Consider the following 17,445-nt stretch of genomic DNA (forward strand, 5'->3'; position numbering starts at 1 on the left):
GCGCGAGTCTATCAACCCTCGCGCAACACTGTCAGCGGACTGGCATTCAGCGCGCGGCGGGTGCCGAACACCCCGGCACCACCCACCAGCAACGCACCGATGAGCGGCAGGACCAATAACCAAGGGTGTGGATGCCAGGGTAGGTCGAAGGCGTAGCGATACAGCACCAGGCTCACCACTTCCGAACCCAACGCTGCCAATAGTCCGCTGACCGCACCAAGCAAGCCGAACTCAATCCGCCGCGCCTTCACCAGCAAGCGTCGTTCGGCACCCAGCGCCCTCAGCAGGGCGCCTTGGCGAATGCGTTCATCGAGCGTCGCCTGCAAACCGGAAAACAACACCGCCATGCCGGCCGCCAGTACAAACAACAGCACGTATTCCACCGCCAGGGTGACCTGGGCGAGGATGCTGCGCAGTTGTTCAAGCAAGGCCTCGACCTGCAGGATGGTCACCGCCGGGAACGAGCGTGACAGGTCGACGATCTGCTGATCGTTGCCCGCCGCCAGGTAGAAACTGGTCAGGTACGTGGCTGGTAAATCCTTCAGGGTGCCGGGCTGGAAGATCATGAAGAAGTTCGGCTGGAAGTTGTCCCAGTTGATCGTCCGCAGGCTGGTGACCTTGGCCTCGCGATTGACCCCGGCCACGGTGAACACCATGTGGTCGCCGATCTTCAGCTTGAGGCTCTCGGCGACTTTGGTTTCCACCGATACGCCCGGCACGTCATCCGAGGGCGCGGCGTTCCACCAGGTGCCTTCGGTGATGGCGTTGCCGTTGGGCAGGTCGGCAGCCCAGGTCAGGCTCAGGTCGCGCTGGATCGCCCGGTCGCCAGCACTGTCCTTGCTGACAATCTCCTGCACCGCTTCGCCGTTAATGCTGATCAAACGCCCTGGTACCACCGGGTACAACGGCGCCGACTGCGCTGACAGCTCGACCAGGCGATCGGTGAAGGCTTGTTTTTCGGCGGGCAGGATGTTCAGGGCGAAGTAGTTCGGCGCGTTTTTCGGCAACTGGTTTTGCCAGGTGTCGAGCAACTCGCCGCGCAACAGTGCGATCAGCGCCATGGACAGCAGGATCAAGCCAAAGGCCAGGGCTTGTCCGGCGGCGGCCAGTGGATGACGCAGCAACTGCCCCAGACCCAGGCGCCAGGGCAGGGCGGAACGCGCCAGCAATCGCCGCAGGCTTTGCAGCAGCAACAACAGCAAGCCACCGAGGATCACCGCCGCGACCACGCCACCGCCGAGCAGGGCGAAGGTCAGCACCAGATCGAGACTCAGGCGCCACATGATCAGGCCCAACGCCGCCAGTGCTGCGCCGTAAACCATCCAGGTACTGGACGGGATCGGCAGCATGTCGCGGCGCAATACGCGCAACGGCGGCACCCGCCCGAGCGCGGCCAGCGGCGGCAAGGCAAAACCGGCGAGAGCCACCAGCCCGGTGCCGATCCCGGCAATGGCGGGCAGCACGCCACCGGGAGGGACGTCGGCCGGCAACAGATCATGCAGCAGGGCGAACAGGCCGAACTGCGCCAGCCAGCCAATCACCGCACCGCTGACACTCGCCAGCAAACCCAAGACTGTCAGTTGCAAGGTGAACAGCACCATGGTTTCCCGGCGCGACAGGCCCAGGCAACGCAACAAGGCACTGGCGTCGAAGCGGCGCGTGGCGAATCGGGTCGCCGACAACGCCACCGCCACGCCGGCCAGTAGCACCGCCACCAGACTCGCCATGTTCAAGTAACGCTCGGCTTTGCCCAGGGCGCCGCCGATCTGCCGGTTGCCGTCTCGCGCATCCTGCAAGCGCTGGTTCGGTGCCAGCCCCGGTTTGACCAGTTGCCGATAGGTTTCCAGGGCCGACGCGTTGCCGCGCCACAGGTCGCGGTAGCTGACTCGGCTGCCCGGTTGCACCACGCCGGTGGCGTCGAGGTCTTGCAGGTTGATCATCACCCGCGGCGTCAAGCTATAGAAGTTACCGGCGCGGTCCGGCTCGTAGGTGAGGATGCGCGCCAGCGTCAAGGTTTTCATGCCGACATCGATGCTGTCGCCTATCTTCAGGTCGAGCGCGGTCAAGAGCCGCGCCTCGACCCAGGTCTCGCCAGGTTTCGGCCCACCGCCAACCTCCTCGGGGGCGAAGGGTTGCGGTGCGCTTTTCAGCTGACCTCGCAGCGGATAGACCTCGTCCGCCGCTTTGATGCTGGACAACTGGATGCCGTTGTCCGTGGCGATCACGCTGGAAAACTCCACCACCCGGGCGTGTTCCAACCCGAGTTCGGTGCCGCTTCTGATCTGTTCCGGGCGCGCCGGCGAGCTGCCTTCCAGCAACAGATCGGCGCCGAGAAATTCGGTAGCGCGCAACATCATTGCGCCATTGAGTCGGGCACCGAAGTAGCCGATGGCGGTGCTCGCGGCGACCGCCACCAGCAGGGCGAAGAACAACACGCGCAACTCACCGGCGCGGGCGTCGCGCAGCAATTGGCGGATAGCGAGACTGAACAGGCGCAACAGCGGCAAGCGTGCCATCAAGGCTCCAGAGGGGCGACCAGCAGGCCGGCTTCAAGGCGGATCAGGCGCCGGCAGCGATGTGCCAGGCGTTCGTCGTGAGTCACCAGCACCAGGGTCGTGCCGCGTTCTTTGTTCAACTCGAACAGCAAGTCGCTGATGCGCTCGCCGGTGTGGCTGTCGAGGTTGCCGGTGGGCTCGTCGGCAAACAGCACGTCGGGCTCGGCGGCGAAGGCGCGGGCAATGGCCACACGTTGCTGTTCACCTCCGGACAATTGCCGTGGCGAATGGGTCAGCCGCGCACCGAGGCCGACCCGCTGCAGCAACTCGGTGGCCCGTTCACGCGCATCTTTGCGGCCGTCCAGTTCCAGCGGCAGCATGACGTTCTCTAAAGCGTTGAGGCTGTCGAGCAGCTGGAACGACTGAAAGACAAAACCCACGTGCTCGGCGCGGATCCGTGCGCGCTGGTCTTCATCGAGGTTGCTCAGGGCCTGGCCAGCCAGGACCACTTCGCCGCTGCTGGGCAGGTCGAGCCCGGCGAGCAAGCCGAGCAAGGTCGATTTACCGGAACCGGACGCGCCGACGATGGCCAGGCTGTCGCCCTTGTTCAGTTCCAGGCTGAGTTCGTGCAGGATGGTCAGCTCGCCTTCCGCGCTGGGTACCACTTTGCTAAGGTGCTTGGCGATAAGAATGCTTGCGCCCATGGAGAATCCGATGCGTGTGTGGTTTTTGAGTGCTGGCCTGGCCTTGATGTGCATGGCCCAGAACGCAGCGGCGGGTACAGTCCTGATCGTTGGCGATAGTATCAGCGCGGGTTTCGGCCTGGATACCCGGCAGGGGTGGGTGGCATTGCTTGAACAGCGGCTCAAGCAAGAGGGTTTTGACGATAAAGTGGTCAACGCCTCCATCAGTGGTGACACCAGTGCAGGAGGCCAGGCGCGGCTGCCGGCGCTGCTTGCAGAGCATAAGCCGGAGCTGGTGATCCTCGAGTTGGGCGGCAACGACGGCCTGCGTGGACAGCCTCCGGCGCAATTGCAACAGAATCTTGCGAGCATGATCGACAGCTCCAAGGCAGCCGGTGCCAAGGTGTTGCTGCTGGGCATGCAAATCCCGCCGAATTACGGCGTGCGCTACACCAGCGCTTTTGCCAAAGTCTTCGGCGATGTGGCCAGCGAAAAAAACATCCCCCTGGTGCCGTTTTTTCTCAAGGACGTCGGCGGAGTTCCCGAGCTCATGCAAGCCGACGGCCTGCACCCGGCCGTCGGGGCTCAGGGCAAGTTGCTGGAGAACGTCTGGCCGACGCTGAAACCGCTGTTATGACGCTTTTCTCGTGGCAGGCTTTCGGCTAATGTGGCGCCCCCGATTTGGAGCCACCGATGCCGCGTCCTGCCTGGTCCCTTTTTGCTTATCAACTGATCGAGCCTGACGAACAGTTGGACCTGTTCGCCTGCCAGGAAGTACGGGTGCACCTGGTGGCGCGTCAGCTGGAATTGGGTGGCTCGGCCGATCGCACCTTGTGCGGCAGCCTGCTGCCGGCGCAGCCGCGCTGGTCGAGTGTCGATCGCCGGGTGTTTCAGGATCAGCGCCTGTGCTCGTTGTGCCGGGCGATCCTCGAGTCACAGAAGCGCGGCACTTCGCCGATCTGGCCGGAATTGCGTTTCGAACTCTAGTTCGACCCTGGCGCAATAATCGCCGGGCCATGAAACATACGTCATCCATCGTTGCTGCGCTTGCCGATCTCCCCGAAGCCGCGGGCGCCAGTGTACAATCGCGTTTTTATACCCTCAGTCGATCTGCGAAGGATTTACCGGATGTTGCCGCGATTCCCTGCCGTCACCCGCAGCCTGTCACTTGCCGCCCTGTGTGTGGCCGGTCCCGTCGCAGCTCTGGAGCTGCCTCTGCCGCCACCCGGTGAAGACATCATCGGCCAGGTGCAGGTGATCAAGGCCAAGTACGAAGACACCTTCGCCGACCTCGGTACAAAATACGATCTGGGCTACACCGAAATGCTGGCGGCCAACCCGGGCGTCGATGCCTGGTTGCCGGGGGAGGGTACCGAGATCGTCTTGCCGACTCGCTTCATCCTGCCGCCGGGCCCGCGTGAAGGGATCGTGATCAACCTCGCCGAATATCGCCTCTACTACTACCCGAAAGGCCGGAACGTGGTGTACACCTTCCCGCTGGGTATTGGTCGTGAAGGCTGGGGTTCGCCGATCGCTCACACCTCGATCACCGGCAAGGTGCCGAACCCGACCTGGACCCCTCCGGCGTCGATCAAGGCCGAGCACGCGGCCGACGGCGACCCGTTGCCGAATGTGGTGCCGGCCGGACCGGACAACCCCTTGGGGCCGTTCAAGTTCCAGTTGGCCACGCCTGGCTACTTGATCCACGGATCGAACAAGAAATTCGGCATCGGCATGCGCACCAGCCACGGCTGTTTCCGCATGTTCAATAACAACGTGCTGGAAATGGCCAGCATGACGCCGATCGGCACCTCGGTGCGGATCATCAACGACCCGTACAAGTTCGGTATGAGTGGCGGTAATGTCTACCTCGAGGCGCACACGCCGCTGGACGACAATGGCAACCCGTCGGTGGTCGACAAGCACACCGCGGTCATCAACGCGATGCTCAAGCGTGAAGACATCACCGGCAACATGCGCATGAACTGGGACGTGGTGCGCGACGTGGTCGCCGCCGAAGATGGCCTGCCGGTGGAAATCGCTGTGCCGAGCGGTGCTACGGCGCCGATGGTGTCGAGCGCGCCGGTCGATCTGCAGCAATAAGTCCGCGCGATAAAAAACCGCCCTCGCTGAACAGCCAGGGCGGTTTTTTTGCGCAGGACAAAAGTCCCGGCCATAAAAAAGCCGATCCAGTGATGGATCGGCTTGATAACAATCCCAAGGGATTATTATTTGCGGCTAGCTTTGTCCAGCATGCGCAGAGCGCGCTCGTTGGCTTCGTCAGCAGTCTGTTGCGCTTTTTGAGCAGCAGCCAGAGCTTCATCAGCTTTACGATACGCTTCGTCTGCACGAGCCTGGGAGCGAGCTGCTGCGTCTTCGGTTGCAGTCAGACGGGCTTCGGTTTCTTTCGATACGCTGCTGCAACCGGTAGCCAGAACTGCGGCCAGAGCCAGAGCAGAGAATTTCAGAACGTTGTTCATCGTGTTCCCCTTCAAGGACTTTCTATTAAGTAGCTATCTCCTCAGATTGAGGAATTAGCCGGCGTACATACTACCCATTACTTGTAGTAAGTAAACTGACGTAGTGCAAGAAGCAAAAAAAATTGTAGGCGTTGATTCTTTTTCGAGCAACTTTTCAGTCGTCTGTATAAAAAATATCCAGCCAGGAGCCCCGGCCTGAGCGATTCTCGGGCAAAAAGTTCCGTATCAAGGCAGCTCTTTTCGAGAGTTTACTAAAGTCGGTCTATATTGATTCGTCTACACTTTTGTTCGGTTTCTGCGGGCAGGGTCACGCATCTTTTTGATGTTCAGGTGACTTTAACAAAGCGTGCTCGTCTTAAGTCTCAACATCCGGCAATGTTACGCATGCGACCAGGCAACTCCCGGTCGAGCCACTTCTACGTGTTATGTCAGCCCCAGTCGACCTGATGACGAGCGTGCCTTGAGCATTTGTGCCAATGGTGCCTACTATTTAGACGTGCTAGTAGCGCGAGATCGGTGCAGCTCTTCTCGGTGTCCATTCAGGCACGGGGTGGCGTAGATGTTCCTTCGCCGGAAAAACATCGGTAAGGTAGGGGTCAGAATTCAAGACCCGCGAGGAGTAGTGATGAGCGAGGCGTTGTCCATCCACCATGACCAGGCTGGTCATCAGTTCGAGACCAATGTGGACGGTCATCGTGCCTACCTGACCTATATGGATCTGGGTAAACAGACCCTGGATATCTATCGCACTTTCGTGCCGAATGCGTTGCGTGGCCGCGGCATTGCGGCGGCGTTGACCGAACGGGCGCTACAGTACGCTGAAGAAATGGGCTACACGGTGATCCCGTCGTGCTCCTACGTCGAGCGCTACATGGAGCGCCACCAGCGCCACGCCGCCAAGTTATGAATGAATCGAACGCATAAAAAAACGCCGGGTTTGAAGCCCGGCGTTTTTGTGTGTTGCGCTTTTTACACGGTAGAGCCGATCAACCGCGAGCGCGGTTAGGCAACACGTTCTTGAGCTTGTTGTGCATGCTGCGCAGCGTGTTCTCGGTGGCGGACCAGTCGATGCAGGCATCGGTGATCGACACGCCGTATTGCAAGTCGGCGAGGTCTTTCGGGATAGCCTGGCAGCCCCAGTTCAGATGACTCTCGACCATCAGGCCGATGATCGACTGGTTGCCTTCAACGATCTGGTTGGCGACGTTTTCCATCACCAGCGGTTGCAGGGCCGGGTCCTTGTTGGAGTTGGCGTGGCTGCAATCGACCATGATGTTCGGCTTGATCTTGGCCTTATTCAGCGCTTGCTCGCAGAGCGCGACGCTGACCGAGTCATAGTTCGGCTTACCGTTGCCGCCACGCAGTACCACGTGGCCGTAAGCGTTGCCCTTGGTGGTGACGATCGACACGCCACCTTCCTGGTTGATCCCCAGGAAACGGTGGGGGCTCGAGACCGACTGCAAGGCGTTGATCGCCACGGTCAGGCCGCCGTCGGTGCCGTTCTTGAAGCCGACCGCCGAGGACAGGCCCGAAGCCATTTCCCGGTGAGTCTGCGATTCGGTGGTGCGCGCGCCAATCGCCGACCAGCTGATCAGGTCCTGCAAGTATTGCGGGGAAATCGGGTCGAGCGCTTCGGTGGCCGTCGGCAGGCCCATTTCGGCCAGGTCCAGCAGCAACTGGCGACCGATGTGCAAGCCATCCTGAATCTTGAACGAGTCGTCCAGGTACGGATCGTTGATCAGGCCTTTCCAGCCGACCGTGGTGCGTGGCTTCTCGAAATACACGCGCATCACCAGATACAAGGTATCGGAGACTTCTGCGGCGAGCAGTTTCAGGCGCTCGGCGTATTCGTGGGCAGCCTTGATGTCATGGATCGAGCAAGGCCCGATGACGACGAAGAGGCGGTGGTCGGTGCCATCCAGAATATTGCGAATGACCTCGCGGCCCTTGGTAACGGTGCGCAGGGCAGCGTCGCTCAATGGGATATCACGCTTTAGCTGATCGGGAGTGATCAGGGTCTCGTTGGAGGCGACGTTCAGGTCGTTGATCGGTAAATCAGCCATCGTGTTACTCGTCAGGTCACGGGTGCCGGCCGCCAGCGATCCCCGCGCGGCGGAGCACAGCAGATTTAAGCGCGTCGGGGAGCGGAACCTTAGCGCGTTACCCGGTTGTTCGGCAATGACGACGCGGCTTTTAATCCGGCAGGGCTTGGGCAAACGCCTTGCGCACGGTGTCGTGGGAGAACTCGTCGGCGTGTTGCTGGACCCATTGCAGTGCCATCGCCTGGACATCCTGTACATCGCGGTGGGCTTCATGCAAACGACAGTAGCGTTCGATCTGGCACACTTGTTCGCCCATGCGTGCGGTGAACAGCATCTGTTCGTCGACAAACGCGATGCCCACCAAGTAACCGCGTTTGCGCCGCAGGCACCACGCGACGTAGCCGAGGTAGCGCAGGTCGGGATTGAGCGTCGGCATGCGCACTTCCAGCGCCGTGCCATGGCGCCAGGCGCGGTGGTAATTGCAAGCCATGCCGCCGAGGCTGATAGTGTGCAGCCGTTGCCGTGAAATGCATTCATGCTTGAGCAGCGTCAGCTCCACGGGCACATCGTCAGGATGAGGAAGAAAACGTCCCATGAACACGGACTCCCTGTGTCGCCCAGTTGACAGCGTTTCCCCCAGTATAGTGGCCGAAGCGCAATTGACCGATTTCGACGCCGATCAGCGATTATTGGCGATGAGTGGCACTTCACTGGTGGTTTTTACCAGTGTCGGCTGCGCCAGTTGCCGTTTCGCCCGCGAGCAATTGCCACACTTGCCGCTGGCGGTTGACCGTCTGTGCTGGATCGACGCCGCCGAGAACGGCGGCGTGGTGCAGCGTTACCAAGTCTTTCACTTGCCGGCACTGTTCGTGGTGCGCGATGGTGAGTTCTACGGGGCGCTGCACGCGAAGCTCACCAGCGCCGACCTGAACGACGGCGTGCGCCGCGCGCTGCAACGAACAGCAGAGGAGTTGCCATGATGGGGGGCGTTGCCAAGCCGAGAATCGGCATTATCGGGACCGGGGCGATCGGCGGGTTTTACGGGGTGATGCTGGCGCGCGCCGGGTTCGATGTGCATTTTTTGCTGCGCAGTGAATTCAATGCCGTGGTCGAGCGTGGACTGCACGTCGACAGCGTGTTGCATGGGCCGCTGGTGCTGCACCCGGCGCAGGCTTATGCCCGGGCCGACGACATGCCGCCCTGCGACTGGCTATTGGTCGGTGCCAAAACCACCAGCAACGCCTCCCTCGCACCGGCAATCATCCGGGCCGCGGCACCGGGCGCCAAAGTCTTGCTGCTGCAAAACGGTCTCGACGTAGAAGATCAGTTACGGCCACTGTTGCCAGACTCGCTGCACTTGCTCGGCGGCTTGTGCCTGATCGGCGTCCACCGCACCGGCCCCGGGCTGGTCGCGCACACGGCGCTGGGCGCGGTGAATGTCGGCTACCACAGTGGCCCGAGCGCGGAGGTTGAAGCGCAAATGGCGATCGTCGAGGAGGGCGCCGGGTTGTTCCGCGCCGCCGGCATCGATTCCCAGGCCATGCCCAACCTGCATCAGGCGCGCTGGCAAAAACTGATTTGGAACATTCCCTACAATGGCCTCTCTGTATTGTTGCAGGCCGGCACCACGCAAATGATGGCCGACGCCGCCAGCCGCGAGTCAGTCCAGGCCCTGATGGCCGAAGTGGTGCGTGGCGCCCAGGCCTGTGGGCATGACGTGCCGCCGGGCTACGCACAGTTTCTGTTCTCGATGACCGAAAAAATGCCCGACTACTGGCCGAGCATGTACCACGATTTCCTGCACCGACGGCCCATGGAACTGGCCGCTATCTACGAGCGACCGCTGGCCGCGGCCAAGGCTGCCGGCTGCGAGTTGCCGAGAATCGAAACCTTGTATCACGCCTTGAGCTTCATCGATCGGCGCAATGGCTGAGCTTCAGACTTGGGGAATGCGACATGGCAAATGCGATAGATGACAAATTGGTGCTGGCGATTTCCTCGCGGGCGCTGTTCGACTTGAGCGAAAGCCACAAGGTGTATTTGTCGAGCGGCGTCGAGGCGTACCGGCAATATCAGATCGAACACGAAGACGAAATCCTCCAGCCCGGCGATGCTTTTCCGCTGGTGCAGAAATTGCTCAACCTCAACGCCCGTCTAGGCCGGGCGCGGGTCGAGGTGATCCTGGTGTCACGCAACAGTGCCGACACCGGTTTGCGCGTGTTCAACTCCATCGATCATTACGGCCTGGCGATTTCCCGCGCGGCGTTTGTCGGCGGACGCAGCCCTTACCCGTACCTCAAGGCTTTTGGTTGCGACCTGTTTCTCTCCACCCATGCCGAGGATGTGCGCAGCGCGCTGGACGCCGGGTTTGCCGCGGCCACCATTTTGTCCGGCGGCGCCAGTCGTGCCGAAAGCGAGGAACTGCGGATTGCCTTTGACGGTGATGCGGTGCTGTTCTCCGACGAGTCAGAGCGGGTTTATCAATCCGGCGGGCTGGCAGCGTTCCAGGCCAGTGAGCGCGAAGCGGCCCGCGAGCCGTTGCGTGGTGGGCCGTTCAAAGGCTTCCTGGCGGCGTTGAATGTGTTGCAGCGTGAGTTCCCCGACGACGCGTGCCCGATCCGTACGGCGCTGGTGACCGCCCGTTCGGCGCCGGCCCACGAACGGGTGATCCGCACCTTGCGCGAGTGGGACATCCGGCTCGACGAATCACTGTTTCTCGGTGGCCTCACCAAATCAGCGTTTCTCGAAGCCTTCGCCGCCGACGTGTTTTTCGACGATCAGGCCGGGCACTGCGAGCTGGCTCGGGAGGTGGTGGCCACCGGTCACGTGCCACATGGCATAAGCAACGAGCTAAAAGTTTAAGTCGAACCTTCAATGTCTTGCGTGCCGTCGTACTGCTCAAGGCGCTGCTAAGCTGAATCCATCTCGGTCATCCTGGCACGCGAGGAGGTCACATGATTGGTTCGATGCTGTACGCCACCGACCTCGGTTTGTATGCGCCGTATGTGATGCAGCATGCCTTGGCGTTGGCCCGCACGTTTGGCGCCGATCTGTACGTGGTGCATGCGGTGGAACCGATGGGGCTGTTCGCCGAATCGGTGTTGCAAAGTTATCTCGATGAACAGGCCCTGAGCGATCTGCACAGCCAGGGCCTGACCAACGTGATGGCCAATATTGAGCAACGGGTGCTCGATACGTTTCGTGAAGAGCTGGGGGAAGGGCAGGAGGATCTGGCGCTGATCACCTCGGTACGGGTGATCCAGGGCGATCCGTCACACGTGATTCTGGAACAAGCCAAAAAACTTTCCGTGGATTTGCTGATCGTCGGCAGCCATAGCCACGGAGCGGGGGGCGAAACGCCATTGGGCCGGACCGCTGCGCGAGTGTTGCAGCTGTCGCCAGTCCCGGTGTACCTGGTGCCGCTGACTCAGCATCGGCGCCATGGCGACACCTGAAACGAGAATAATGGCGTTCTGACAAAAAAGTTCTAGATTTATTGTCCCAACCATTAATATAGTTATATACCGTCGCTGATGCCCGTGGCGTCTACCTTGCTTTGAGGGATTCATATGAAGCTTCAACAATTGCGCTACATCTGGGAAGTGGCGCACCACGACCTCAACGTTTCTGCTACCGCCCAAAGCCTGTACACCTCGCAACCGGGTATCAGCAAGCAGATCCGTCTGCTGGAAGACGAGTTGGGTGTCGAGGTTTTCGCGCGCAGCGGCAAGCACCTGACCCGCGTCACCCCGGCCGGCGAACGCATCATCACCACCGCCGGTGAAATCCTGCGCAAGGTTGAAAGCATCAAGCAGATCGCCCAGGAATTCTCCAACGAGAAGAAAGGCACCCTGTCGATCGCGACTACCCATACTCAGGCGCGTTACGCATTGCCGCCAGTGATCAGCAATTTCATCAAGCAATATCCGGACGTCGCGTTGCACATGCACCAGGGCTCGCCGATGCAGATCGCCGAGATGGCTGCGGACGGCACCGTCGATTTCGCTATTGCCACCGAAGCCCTGGAATTGTTCGGCGACCTGGTGATGATGCCGTGCTACCGCTGGAACCGCTGCGTGGTGGTGCCACACGGTCACCCGCTGACCAAGCTGCCGAAGCTGACCCTAGAAGCCCTGGCCGAATACCCGATCGTGACCTACGTGTTCGGTTTCACCGGCCGTTCCAAACTCGACGAAGCCTTCAGCCATCGCGGCCTGACGCCAAAAGTGGTGTTCACTGCCGCCGACGCCGACGTGATCAAAACCTACGTGCGCCTCGGTCTGGGCGTGGGCATCGTGGCGAAAATGGCGGTCGACGCCAAGCTCGATAGTGACCTGGTGATGCTCGATGCCAGCGAACTGTTCGAGTCCAGCGTGACCAAGATCGGCTTCCGTCGCGGCACCTTCCTGCGCGGTTTCATGTGCGACTTCATCGAGAAATTCGCCCCGCACCTGACTCGCGAAGTCATGGCCAAGGCGATCCAGTGCCACAACAAGCAGGAACTGGAAGAGCTGTTCGACGGCGTCGAATTGCCGGTCCACTAAGCCCGGCCTAGATCACCTCGGTAACGGCGTACTGTTGCCGAGCCCCCGCCACCAGAATCTCCACTTCGTCGCCTTCGAACTTGCCCAACAGGCTTTTGCCCAAGGGTGAGCGCGGGGTGATGACGGTAATCGACTGGCCGACCATGTCGATCTTCAGCCCGGCGGCGTCGGGTGCCAGAAACAGCCACTGCTCACGACCGTTTTCGTCTTCCAGGCCAAGCAATGCCCCGACTTCGATGCCGCGCTGATCGTCATAGGCGCGCAGCGTGAGGTTCTGGCACACGCTCAATGATTGGCGGATTTCCTCCACGCGCCGGGCCTGGCCGGCCGCCAGGTACGAGGCTTCCAGGCCCAGGGTGTCGTACTTGTTTTCGGCAATGTTTTCTTCGTGGGTCGCAGTTTCATACGCGGTTTGCGCGGCGCGCTCGGCGATGTCGAGATCAATTTTGAGCTTGTCGATAATCAACTGGTGGACGGCGTGTTTGTTCATGATCAATCGCAGAACTGCATGACGTTGGCGCGGCTTTTCTCGCTCGGCGCGGTCTGGTCCTGCTGCAGCCAGAACTGGCATTTGGGATTGGACAGGTTGCGTGTATTGCCGCGGGCCTGATCCAGCGCTTGCTGCTGTTCGTACTTGTTGAGGTTCTGCTTGTACTGTTCGAACAATGGGCTTTGCGGCGGGATGTCCGGCACCGGTTGTGCCATGGCTGGCGGTTGCGTCAGCTGTTGCACGTTGGTGGCGACTGGGACCACTTGAGCGCTGAAGGCTTTCGACAGCAGCCAAGCCGTCAACGCAATCGCCAGGAAACCCAGCCACAGGCCAAGCGCAATGCCCAGACTCAACTGCAACGGTTTGACGGTGATCGACAGCGAACGGCGAGCGGCGGGACGGTAGGGCACGGCGGCCTCCTGGCGGTATGAGTCGGGCTGCGGCGATTGTCGCACGAAGATTAATCGCCGTCGGCTCTTCTGCGCGAACGCTTTTATGCGGACAATTGACCCCTTGCCGACTGGAGCCCGCAATGCCTGAGACGAAAATCCGCTGGGACATCTTCTGCACCGTGGTCGACAATTTCGGCGACATCGGCGTGACCTGGCGACTGGCCCGGCAACTGGTGGCCGAGCACCATTGCGAGGTGCGGCTATGGGTCGATGACCTGCGCGCCTTCGAGCGACTGTGTCCGGAACTCGATGTGCGGCGCGAGCAGCAATGGCAGCAAGGCGTCGACGTGCGGCAGTGGCCGGCGCAGTGGATCGCCACCCCGGCGGCCGACGTGGTGATCGCGGCGTTTGCCTGTCAGTTGCCGAGCGCTTATATGGAGGCAATGGCCAGTCGCGAGAACACCCCGCTGTGGCTCAACCTCGATTACCTCAGCGCCGAAGACTGGGTGATCGGCTGCCACGGCCTGCCTTCGGTGAAATACCAGCATGTGCAGAAATACTTTTTCTTCCCGGGTTTCCGCGCTGGTACCGGTGGCTTGCTGCGTGAAGGAAATCTGCTCGAGCGGCGTCAGCAATTTCAGCAGGACCCGCAGGCCCGGCGACAATTCCTGCACAGCCTGGGGATTGTTCAGGCACCCGATGCGCAACTGATCTCACTGTTTGCCTACGAGAACGCAGGTCTGGCCAGTTGGTTCGACACTTTGGCCAGCGGCGCCACACCGACCCACGTGCTGGTGCCGGAAGGGCGGATTCTCGGTGATGTGCAGACATGGCTTGGCGTTCAAGGGTTGGAGGCCGGCGATCTGCATGTTCAGCAGCGATTGACCGTGCAAGTGCTGCCCTTTGTCCGCCAGGATCAGTACGACCTGTTGCTCTGGAGTTGTGATTTCAACGCGGTGCGCGGTGAAGATTCGTTCGTCCGTGCGCAGTGGGCGGGACGGCCGCTGCTGTGGCACATCTACCAGCAGGAGGACGACGTTCATCTGGACAAGCTCGAAGCGTTCCTTGCGCTCTACACGCGGGGCTTGTCTGCGGAGGCGAAAGAGGCGACCAACGGTCTATGGCGAGCCTGGAATGCCGGGCAGGACATGTCCGGACCTTGGCTGGAAAGCCGCAAACACCATCAGGAATTGGCTGAACACGCCGAAGCGTGGTGTCTGGAACAGGCCTTGCAGGCCGATCTTGCCGCAGCGCTGGTGCAGTTTTACCTAAATTGGATATGATACGCGGCCTAGATTTTTGTAAATCCCATCCAAATTCGGATATTCGCAATGAAAACTGGTAAAGAACTGAAACCCGGTACCGTGATCCGTCTCGAAAACGATCCTTGGCTGGTTCAGAAAGCTGAATTCACCAAGTCCGGTCGTAACAGCGCGATCATGAAAACCAAGCTGAAAAACCTGCTGACCGGTTACAAGACCGAGATCGTTTACAGCGCTGACGACAAACTGGACGACGTGATCCTCGACCGCAAAGAAGCGACCCTGTCCTTCATCAGCGGCGACACCTACACGTTCATGGACACCACCGACTACACCATGTACGAGCTGAACGCCGAAGACATCGAAAGCGTTCTGCCATTCGTGGAAGAAGGCATGACCGACGTCTGCGAAGCCGTGTTCTTCGAAGATCGCCTGGTATCCGTAGAACTGCCGACCACCATCGTGCGTCAGGTTGACTACACCGAAGGTTCCGCTCGCGGTGACACTTCCGGCAAGGTGATGAAGCCTGCCAAACTGAAGAACGGTACCGAACTGTCGGTGGCTGACTTCATCGAAATCGGCGACATGATCGAGATCGATACCCGCGAAGGCGGTTCCTACAAAGGCCGTGCTAAATAAGCAGCGCTTTGCAGGTACGAAAAAGCCCGACTTAGTGTCGGGCTTTTTTGTGTCTGCCATCTGAGTAGCACCGCTGACCTTGTAGGAGCGAGACTGCTCGCGAAAGCAGTTGGCGCCTTCGCGAGCGGGCTCGCTCCTACATTGAATCGCGCTGTTACTTCAGATGTTCCTTCAGTTCCTGCGACGCTTGCAGCATCGCCGAGCGCACCGCTGGAACCTGGCTGATCACGTTGAGCAAACCGTAATCGTGGATCAGGCCGTTGTAGCGTACTGCGGTCACCGGAACCCCGGCAGCGTCGAGTTTGCGGGCGTAGGCTTCGCCTTCATCACGCAGCACGTCGGCACCGGCCGTCTGGACCAGCGCAGGCGGCAGGCCTTTGAGCTGTTCCGGAGTGGCCCGCAGCGGCGAGGCGTAGATCTCGTTACGCTGCTTGGCGTCGGTGGTGTAGTTATCCCAGAACCACTTCATCATGTTCTTGGTGAGGAAGTGACCTTCGGCGAACTGATTGTACGAACCGGTTTCGAAGCTTGCATCGGTCACCGGCCACAACAGCACCTGATAACGAATCGCCGGGGTGCCTTTGTCTTTGGCCATCAGCGCAACCACTGCGGCCATGTTGCCACCGACACTGTTGCCGGCGATGGCCAGGCGCTTGCCGTCGACGTTGATCTCTTTGCCGTGTTCGGCCACCCATTTGGTCGCGGCGTACGCCTGGTTGATGGCAACCGGGTAGTGCGCTTCCGGCGAAGGGGTGTAGTTGACGAACACCGCCACCGCACCGGAGCCAGCCACCAGATCCCGAACCAGGCGTTCGTGTGTCGGGAAGTCACCCAGCACCCAACCCCCGCCGTGGAAGAACATGAACACTGGCAACGTACCCTTGACCCCGGCCGGGCGGACGATGGTCAGCTTCAGGGGCTGGCCGTCGACCTGGATGGTCTTCTCGCTGACATCCGCTTTCGGCAGGGTCAACTTGACCCCGGCCTGAGCGCCGACCAACACCGCACGGGCGTCTTGCGGCGAGAGTTGCTCGATCGGCTTGCCGGTGCCGGCATTCAGTGCATCGAGAAACGCCTGGGTCTGATGCTCTACGCCTTCAGCGAAAGCGCTGCTGACGGAGAGGGCGAGAAGGGTACCGGTCAATACTTTGCTGAACCTGTTCATGTTCTTCGTTTTCCTGATTCGGGACGTTTATCGGCGTTTTTAAACAGTGACGTGCAGGCGCACATCAACGTTGCCACGGGTGGCGTTCGAGTACGGGCAGACTTGGTGAGCCGCGTCGACCAGGCTTTGTGCGTCGGCTTGTTCCAGGCCTGGCAGGCTGATGTGCAGGTCGATGTCCAGACCGAAACCACCAGGGATCTGGCCGATGCCGACGTGGGCAGTGATGGCGGCGTCGTTCGGGATTTGGCGTTTGGTTTGGCTGGCGACGAATTTCAAAGCGCCGATGAAGCAGGCCGAGTAGCCCGCGGCGAACAGTTGCTCAGGGTTGGTGGCCGCGCCGCCAGCACCGCCGAGTTCTTTCGGGGTGGCCAGTTTGACGTCGAGGATGCCGTCGTTGGAGATCGAACGACCGTCACGGCCGCCAGTGGAGGTTGCGATTGCGGTGTAGAGAGTTTGCATGGTGTAGGCCTCGTTCGGATATTGGTTGGTTAGTCTGCGCTAAATATTTGCGCGCTAAGTGACTGCGAGGTAAATGTACGACGCCAATAGTTAGTGCGCAAGATAAATTTTCAAAAAAGTTTGAAATAGTTCGAGCGGGTGCGAGAAGGTGGGCGCCAAAAGCCCGATCTAGAAAGGTTTCAAAGCTGATGCAGGGGATAATTTTTGTGGGAGCGAGCCTGCTCGCGAAAGCGCAGTGTCAGTCAAAGCATCTGTAACCGACTAAACGCATTCGTGAGCAGGCTCGGTCCCGCAGGGAATTGTGTTGGGGGATTAGAGGCTGTCCTGCAGATGACTGCGCAGTTCTTGCAAGTCCATTTGCAGTTTCTTCAGTTGCTCCAGGGTTTGGCCGCTGGCGCCGAGGATGCACTGCGGCAGACCCCGCGCCTTGTCGCGCAAGGCGCGGCCCTGCGGCGTGAGTTCGACAATCACTACACGCTCGTCGGTCTTGCTGCGGGTGCGGCTGAGCAGCCCTTCGACTTCCAGCCGTTTGAGCAGAGGTGTCAACGAGCCAGGATCGGTCAACAGCCGGGTGCTGATTTCTCCGACCGTCATGCCGTCCTTTTCCCACAGCACCATCATCGCCAAGTACTGCGGATAGGTCAGGTTTAACGCTTGCAGCAGCGGTTTATAAACCTTGGTCATCATCAGTGACGTGGAATGCAGGGCGAAGCAGACCTGGTTATCCAACAGCAGGTCGTCAGCGTTGTCCGGGGTGTCGCAGGTGGTGTTCATGTCGGAGCCTTGATAGTGAT

21 protein-coding genes are annotated in these 17,445 nt (G+C 60.4%); 11 read left to right on the forward strand and 10 right to left on the reverse strand.

All coding sequences use genetic code 11. The features are described 5' to 3' along the window. Positions 1-11: 11 nt before the first annotated feature. Complete coding sequence (locus RG836_RS20925; RefSeq protein ID WP_310849143.1) at positions 12-2,516, reverse strand: ABC transporter permease; 2,505 nt, start codon at positions 2,514-2,516, stop codon at positions 12-14. Beyond that, on the reverse strand, positions 2,516-3,199 hold the full coding sequence (locus RG836_RS20930; RefSeq protein WP_310849144.1) for an ABC transporter ATP-binding protein: 684 nt from the start codon (positions 3,197-3,199) through the stop codon (positions 2,516-2,518). The genes RG836_RS20925 and RG836_RS20930 overlap by 1 nt, the downstream gene beginning before the upstream one ends. 10 nt (positions 3,200-3,209) lie before the next feature. On the opposite strand from RG836_RS20930, the gene RG836_RS20935 reads away from it, so the two are divergent. From RG836_RS20935 to RG836_RS20945, 3 genes are all read left to right on the forward strand, one after another. Beyond that, complete coding sequence (locus RG836_RS20935) at positions 3,210-3,815, forward strand: arylesterase (RefSeq protein ID WP_310849145.1); 606 nt, start codon at positions 3,210-3,212, stop codon at positions 3,813-3,815. A gap of 56 nt (positions 3,816-3,871) precedes the next feature. Then, the gene (locus RG836_RS20940) at positions 3,872-4,165 is read left to right on the forward strand and encodes a hypothetical protein (RefSeq protein WP_047527147.1); all 294 of its coding nucleotides are present in this window, start codon (positions 3,872-3,874) and stop codon (positions 4,163-4,165) included. A 141-nt stretch (positions 4,166-4,306) separates the two neighbouring features. Then, a complete protein-coding gene (locus tag RG836_RS20945; protein ID WP_310849146.1) occupies positions 4,307-5,281 on the forward strand; it encodes a L,D-transpeptidase family protein in 975 nt (324 codons plus the stop codon). A 125-nt stretch (positions 5,282-5,406) separates the two neighbouring features. On the opposite strand, the gene oprI is transcribed toward RG836_RS20945, so the two are convergent. Continuing rightward, positions 5,407-5,658: an outer membrane lipoprotei OprI gene (gene oprI, locus RG836_RS20950; protein ID WP_002553018.1), complete on the reverse strand. Its 252-nt coding sequence runs from the start codon at positions 5,656-5,658 to the stop codon at positions 5,407-5,409. A 625-nt stretch (positions 5,659-6,283) separates the two neighbouring features. On the opposite strand from oprI, the gene RG836_RS20955 reads away from it, so the two are divergent. Continuing rightward, positions 6,284-6,565 carry a GNAT family N-acetyltransferase gene (locus tag RG836_RS20955; RefSeq protein ID WP_003183779.1) on the forward strand — a complete coding sequence of 94 codons (282 nt, stop codon included), beginning with the start codon at positions 6,284-6,286 and terminating at the stop codon, positions 6,563-6,565. Positions 6,566-6,644: 79 nt separating this feature from the next. Here RG836_RS20955 and RG836_RS20960 read toward each other — a convergent pair whose 3' ends face one another. Then, the gene (locus tag RG836_RS20960) at positions 6,645-7,721 is read right to left on the reverse strand and encodes a 3-deoxy-7-phosphoheptulonate synthase (protein ID WP_310849151.1); all 1,077 of its coding nucleotides are present in this window, start codon (positions 7,719-7,721) and stop codon (positions 6,645-6,647) included. Between the two features lie 130 nt (positions 7,722-7,851). Then, complete coding sequence (locus tag RG836_RS20965) at positions 7,852-8,295, reverse strand: PilZ domain-containing protein (RefSeq protein WP_310849152.1); 444 nt, start codon at positions 8,293-8,295, stop codon at positions 7,852-7,854. On the opposite strand from RG836_RS20965, the gene RG836_RS20970 reads away from it, so the two are divergent. The 5 genes from RG836_RS20970 to cysB all read left to right on the forward strand — a co-directional run bounded on the left by RG836_RS20970 (position 8,294) and on the right by cysB (position 12,244). Next, positions 8,294-8,680 carry a thioredoxin family protein gene (locus RG836_RS20970; RefSeq protein ID WP_310849154.1) on the forward strand — a complete coding sequence of 129 codons (387 nt, stop codon included), beginning with the start codon at positions 8,294-8,296 and terminating at the stop codon, positions 8,678-8,680. The two genes, RG836_RS20965 and RG836_RS20970, sit on opposite strands and share 2 nt — an antisense overlap. Next, positions 8,677-9,633, forward strand: a complete 957-nt coding sequence (locus RG836_RS20975) for a putative 2-dehydropantoate 2-reductase (RefSeq protein WP_310849156.1) — start codon at positions 8,677-8,679, stop codon at positions 9,631-9,633. Before RG836_RS20970 ends, RG836_RS20975 begins: the two co-directional genes overlap by 4 nt. A gap of 23 nt (positions 9,634-9,656) precedes the next feature. Next, positions 9,657-10,562, forward strand: a complete 906-nt coding sequence (locus RG836_RS20980; protein WP_310849157.1) for a 5'-nucleotidase — start codon at positions 9,657-9,659, stop codon at positions 10,560-10,562. A 92-nt stretch (positions 10,563-10,654) separates the two neighbouring features. Then, positions 10,655-11,155 carry a universal stress protein gene (locus RG836_RS20985; RefSeq protein WP_310849159.1) on the forward strand — a complete coding sequence of 167 codons (501 nt, stop codon included), beginning with the start codon at positions 10,655-10,657 and terminating at the stop codon, positions 11,153-11,155. 114 nt (positions 11,156-11,269) lie between these two features. Beyond that, on the forward strand, positions 11,270-12,244 hold the full coding sequence (gene cysB, locus RG836_RS20990) for an HTH-type transcriptional regulator CysB (RefSeq protein WP_310849162.1): 975 nt from the start codon (positions 11,270-11,272) through the stop codon (positions 12,242-12,244). A gap of 7 nt (positions 12,245-12,251) precedes the next feature. Here the strand turns inward: cysB and RG836_RS20995 are convergent, their stop codons facing one another. Together RG836_RS20995 and RG836_RS21000 are read right to left on the reverse strand one after the other, a co-directional pair. Next, positions 12,252-12,734 carry a GreA/GreB family elongation factor gene (locus RG836_RS20995; RefSeq protein ID WP_310849164.1) on the reverse strand — a complete coding sequence of 161 codons (483 nt, stop codon included), beginning with the start codon at positions 12,732-12,734 and terminating at the stop codon, positions 12,252-12,254. A gap of 2 nt (positions 12,735-12,736) precedes the next feature. After that, the gene (locus tag RG836_RS21000) at positions 12,737-13,144 is read right to left on the reverse strand and encodes a hypothetical protein (protein WP_310849165.1); all 408 of its coding nucleotides are present in this window, start codon (positions 13,142-13,144) and stop codon (positions 12,737-12,739) included. Positions 13,145-13,266: 122 nt separating this feature from the next. On the opposite strand from RG836_RS21000, the gene earP reads away from it, so the two are divergent. Together earP and RG836_RS21010 are read left to right on the forward strand one after the other, a co-directional pair. After that, positions 13,267-14,409, forward strand: coding sequence for an elongation factor P maturation arginine rhamnosyltransferase EarP (gene earP / locus RG836_RS21005; RefSeq protein ID WP_310849167.1), 1,143 nt, complete (start codon positions 13,267-13,269; stop codon positions 14,407-14,409). A gap of 48 nt (positions 14,410-14,457) precedes the next feature. Beyond that, a complete protein-coding gene (locus RG836_RS21010) occupies positions 14,458-15,027 on the forward strand; it encodes an elongation factor P (RefSeq protein ID WP_002554550.1) in 570 nt (189 codons plus the stop codon). Between the two features lie 154 nt (positions 15,028-15,181). Here the strand turns inward: RG836_RS21010 and RG836_RS21015 are convergent, their stop codons facing one another. The 3 genes from RG836_RS21015 to RG836_RS21025 all read right to left on the reverse strand — a co-directional run bounded on the left by RG836_RS21015 (position 15,182) and on the right by RG836_RS21025 (position 17,425). Further along, positions 15,182-16,192 carry an alpha/beta hydrolase gene (locus RG836_RS21015; protein ID WP_310849173.1) on the reverse strand — a complete coding sequence of 337 codons (1,011 nt, stop codon included), beginning with the start codon at positions 16,190-16,192 and terminating at the stop codon, positions 15,182-15,184. Positions 16,193-16,231: 39 nt separating this feature from the next. Then, on the reverse strand, positions 16,232-16,651 hold the full coding sequence (locus tag RG836_RS21020; RefSeq protein ID WP_310849174.1) for an organic hydroperoxide resistance protein: 420 nt from the start codon (positions 16,649-16,651) through the stop codon (positions 16,232-16,234). Between the two features lie 312 nt (positions 16,652-16,963). Then, positions 16,964-17,425, reverse strand: a complete 462-nt coding sequence (locus RG836_RS21025) for a MarR family winged helix-turn-helix transcriptional regulator (RefSeq protein ID WP_310849176.1) — start codon at positions 17,423-17,425, stop codon at positions 16,964-16,966. Positions 17,426-17,445: the final 20 nt, after the last annotated feature.

Source organism: Pseudomonas rhizozeae, assembly GCF_031583775.1.
In the GTDB taxonomy this organism is placed as follows: Bacteria; Pseudomonadota; Gammaproteobacteria; order Pseudomonadales; family Pseudomonadaceae; genus Aquipseudomonas.

What these genes read in the sequence shown, in the direction of transcription:
- RG836_RS20945 (WP_310849146.1), top strand. Translation starts at nt 4,307, where the DNA reads ATGTTGCCGCGATTCCCTGCCGTCACCCGCAGCCTGTCACTTGCCGCC.
- RG836_RS20965 (WP_310849152.1), bottom strand. Translation starts at nt 8,295, where the DNA reads ATGGGACGTTTTCTTCCTCATCCTGACGATGTGCCCGTGGAGCTGACG.
- RG836_RS20955 (WP_003183779.1), top strand. Translation starts at nt 6,284, where the DNA reads ATGAGCGAGGCGTTGTCCATCCACCATGACCAGGCTGGTCATCAGTTC.
- oprI (WP_002553018.1), bottom strand. Translation starts at nt 5,658, where the DNA reads ATGAACAACGTTCTGAAATTCTCTGCTCTGGCTCTGGCCGCAGTTCTG.
- RG836_RS20960 (WP_310849151.1), bottom strand. Translation starts at nt 7,721, where the DNA reads ATGGCTGATTTACCGATCAACGACCTGAACGTCGCCTCCAACGAGACC.
- RG836_RS21025 (WP_310849176.1), bottom strand. Translation starts at nt 17,425, where the DNA reads ATGAACACCACCTGCGACACCCCGGACAACGCTGACGACCTGCTGTTG.
- RG836_RS21015 (WP_310849173.1), bottom strand. Translation starts at nt 16,192, where the DNA reads ATGAACAGGTTCAGCAAAGTATTGACCGGTACCCTTCTCGCCCTCTCC.
- earP (WP_310849167.1), top strand. Translation starts at nt 13,267, where the DNA reads ATGCCTGAGACGAAAATCCGCTGGGACATCTTCTGCACCGTGGTCGAC.
- RG836_RS20930 (WP_310849144.1), bottom strand. Translation starts at nt 3,199, where the DNA reads ATGGGCGCAAGCATTCTTATCGCCAAGCACCTTAGCAAAGTGGTACCC.
- cysB (WP_310849162.1), top strand. Translation starts at nt 11,270, where the DNA reads ATGAAGCTTCAACAATTGCGCTACATCTGGGAAGTGGCGCACCACGAC.
- RG836_RS21020 (WP_310849174.1), bottom strand. Translation starts at nt 16,651, where the DNA reads ATGCAAACTCTCTACACCGCAATCGCAACCTCCACTGGCGGCCGTGAC.
- RG836_RS20980 (WP_310849157.1), top strand. Translation starts at nt 9,657, where the DNA reads ATGGCAAATGCGATAGATGACAAATTGGTGCTGGCGATTTCCTCGCGG.
- RG836_RS20935 (WP_310849145.1), top strand. Translation starts at nt 3,210, where the DNA reads ATGCGTGTGTGGTTTTTGAGTGCTGGCCTGGCCTTGATGTGCATGGCC.
- RG836_RS20970 (WP_310849154.1), top strand. Translation starts at nt 8,294, where the DNA reads ATGAACACGGACTCCCTGTGTCGCCCAGTTGACAGCGTTTCCCCCAGT.
- RG836_RS20985 (WP_310849159.1), top strand. Translation starts at nt 10,655, where the DNA reads ATGATTGGTTCGATGCTGTACGCCACCGACCTCGGTTTGTATGCGCCG.
- RG836_RS20940 (WP_047527147.1), top strand. Translation starts at nt 3,872, where the DNA reads ATGCCGCGTCCTGCCTGGTCCCTTTTTGCTTATCAACTGATCGAGCCT.
- RG836_RS20925 (WP_310849143.1), bottom strand. Translation starts at nt 2,516, where the DNA reads ATGGCACGCTTGCCGCTGTTGCGCCTGTTCAGTCTCGCTATCCGCCAA.
- RG836_RS20995 (WP_310849164.1), bottom strand. Translation starts at nt 12,734, where the DNA reads ATGAACAAACACGCCGTCCACCAGTTGATTATCGACAAGCTCAAAATT.
- RG836_RS21010 (WP_002554550.1), top strand. Translation starts at nt 14,458, where the DNA reads ATGAAAACTGGTAAAGAACTGAAACCCGGTACCGTGATCCGTCTCGAA.
- RG836_RS20975 (WP_310849156.1), top strand. Translation starts at nt 8,677, where the DNA reads ATGATGGGGGGCGTTGCCAAGCCGAGAATCGGCATTATCGGGACCGGG.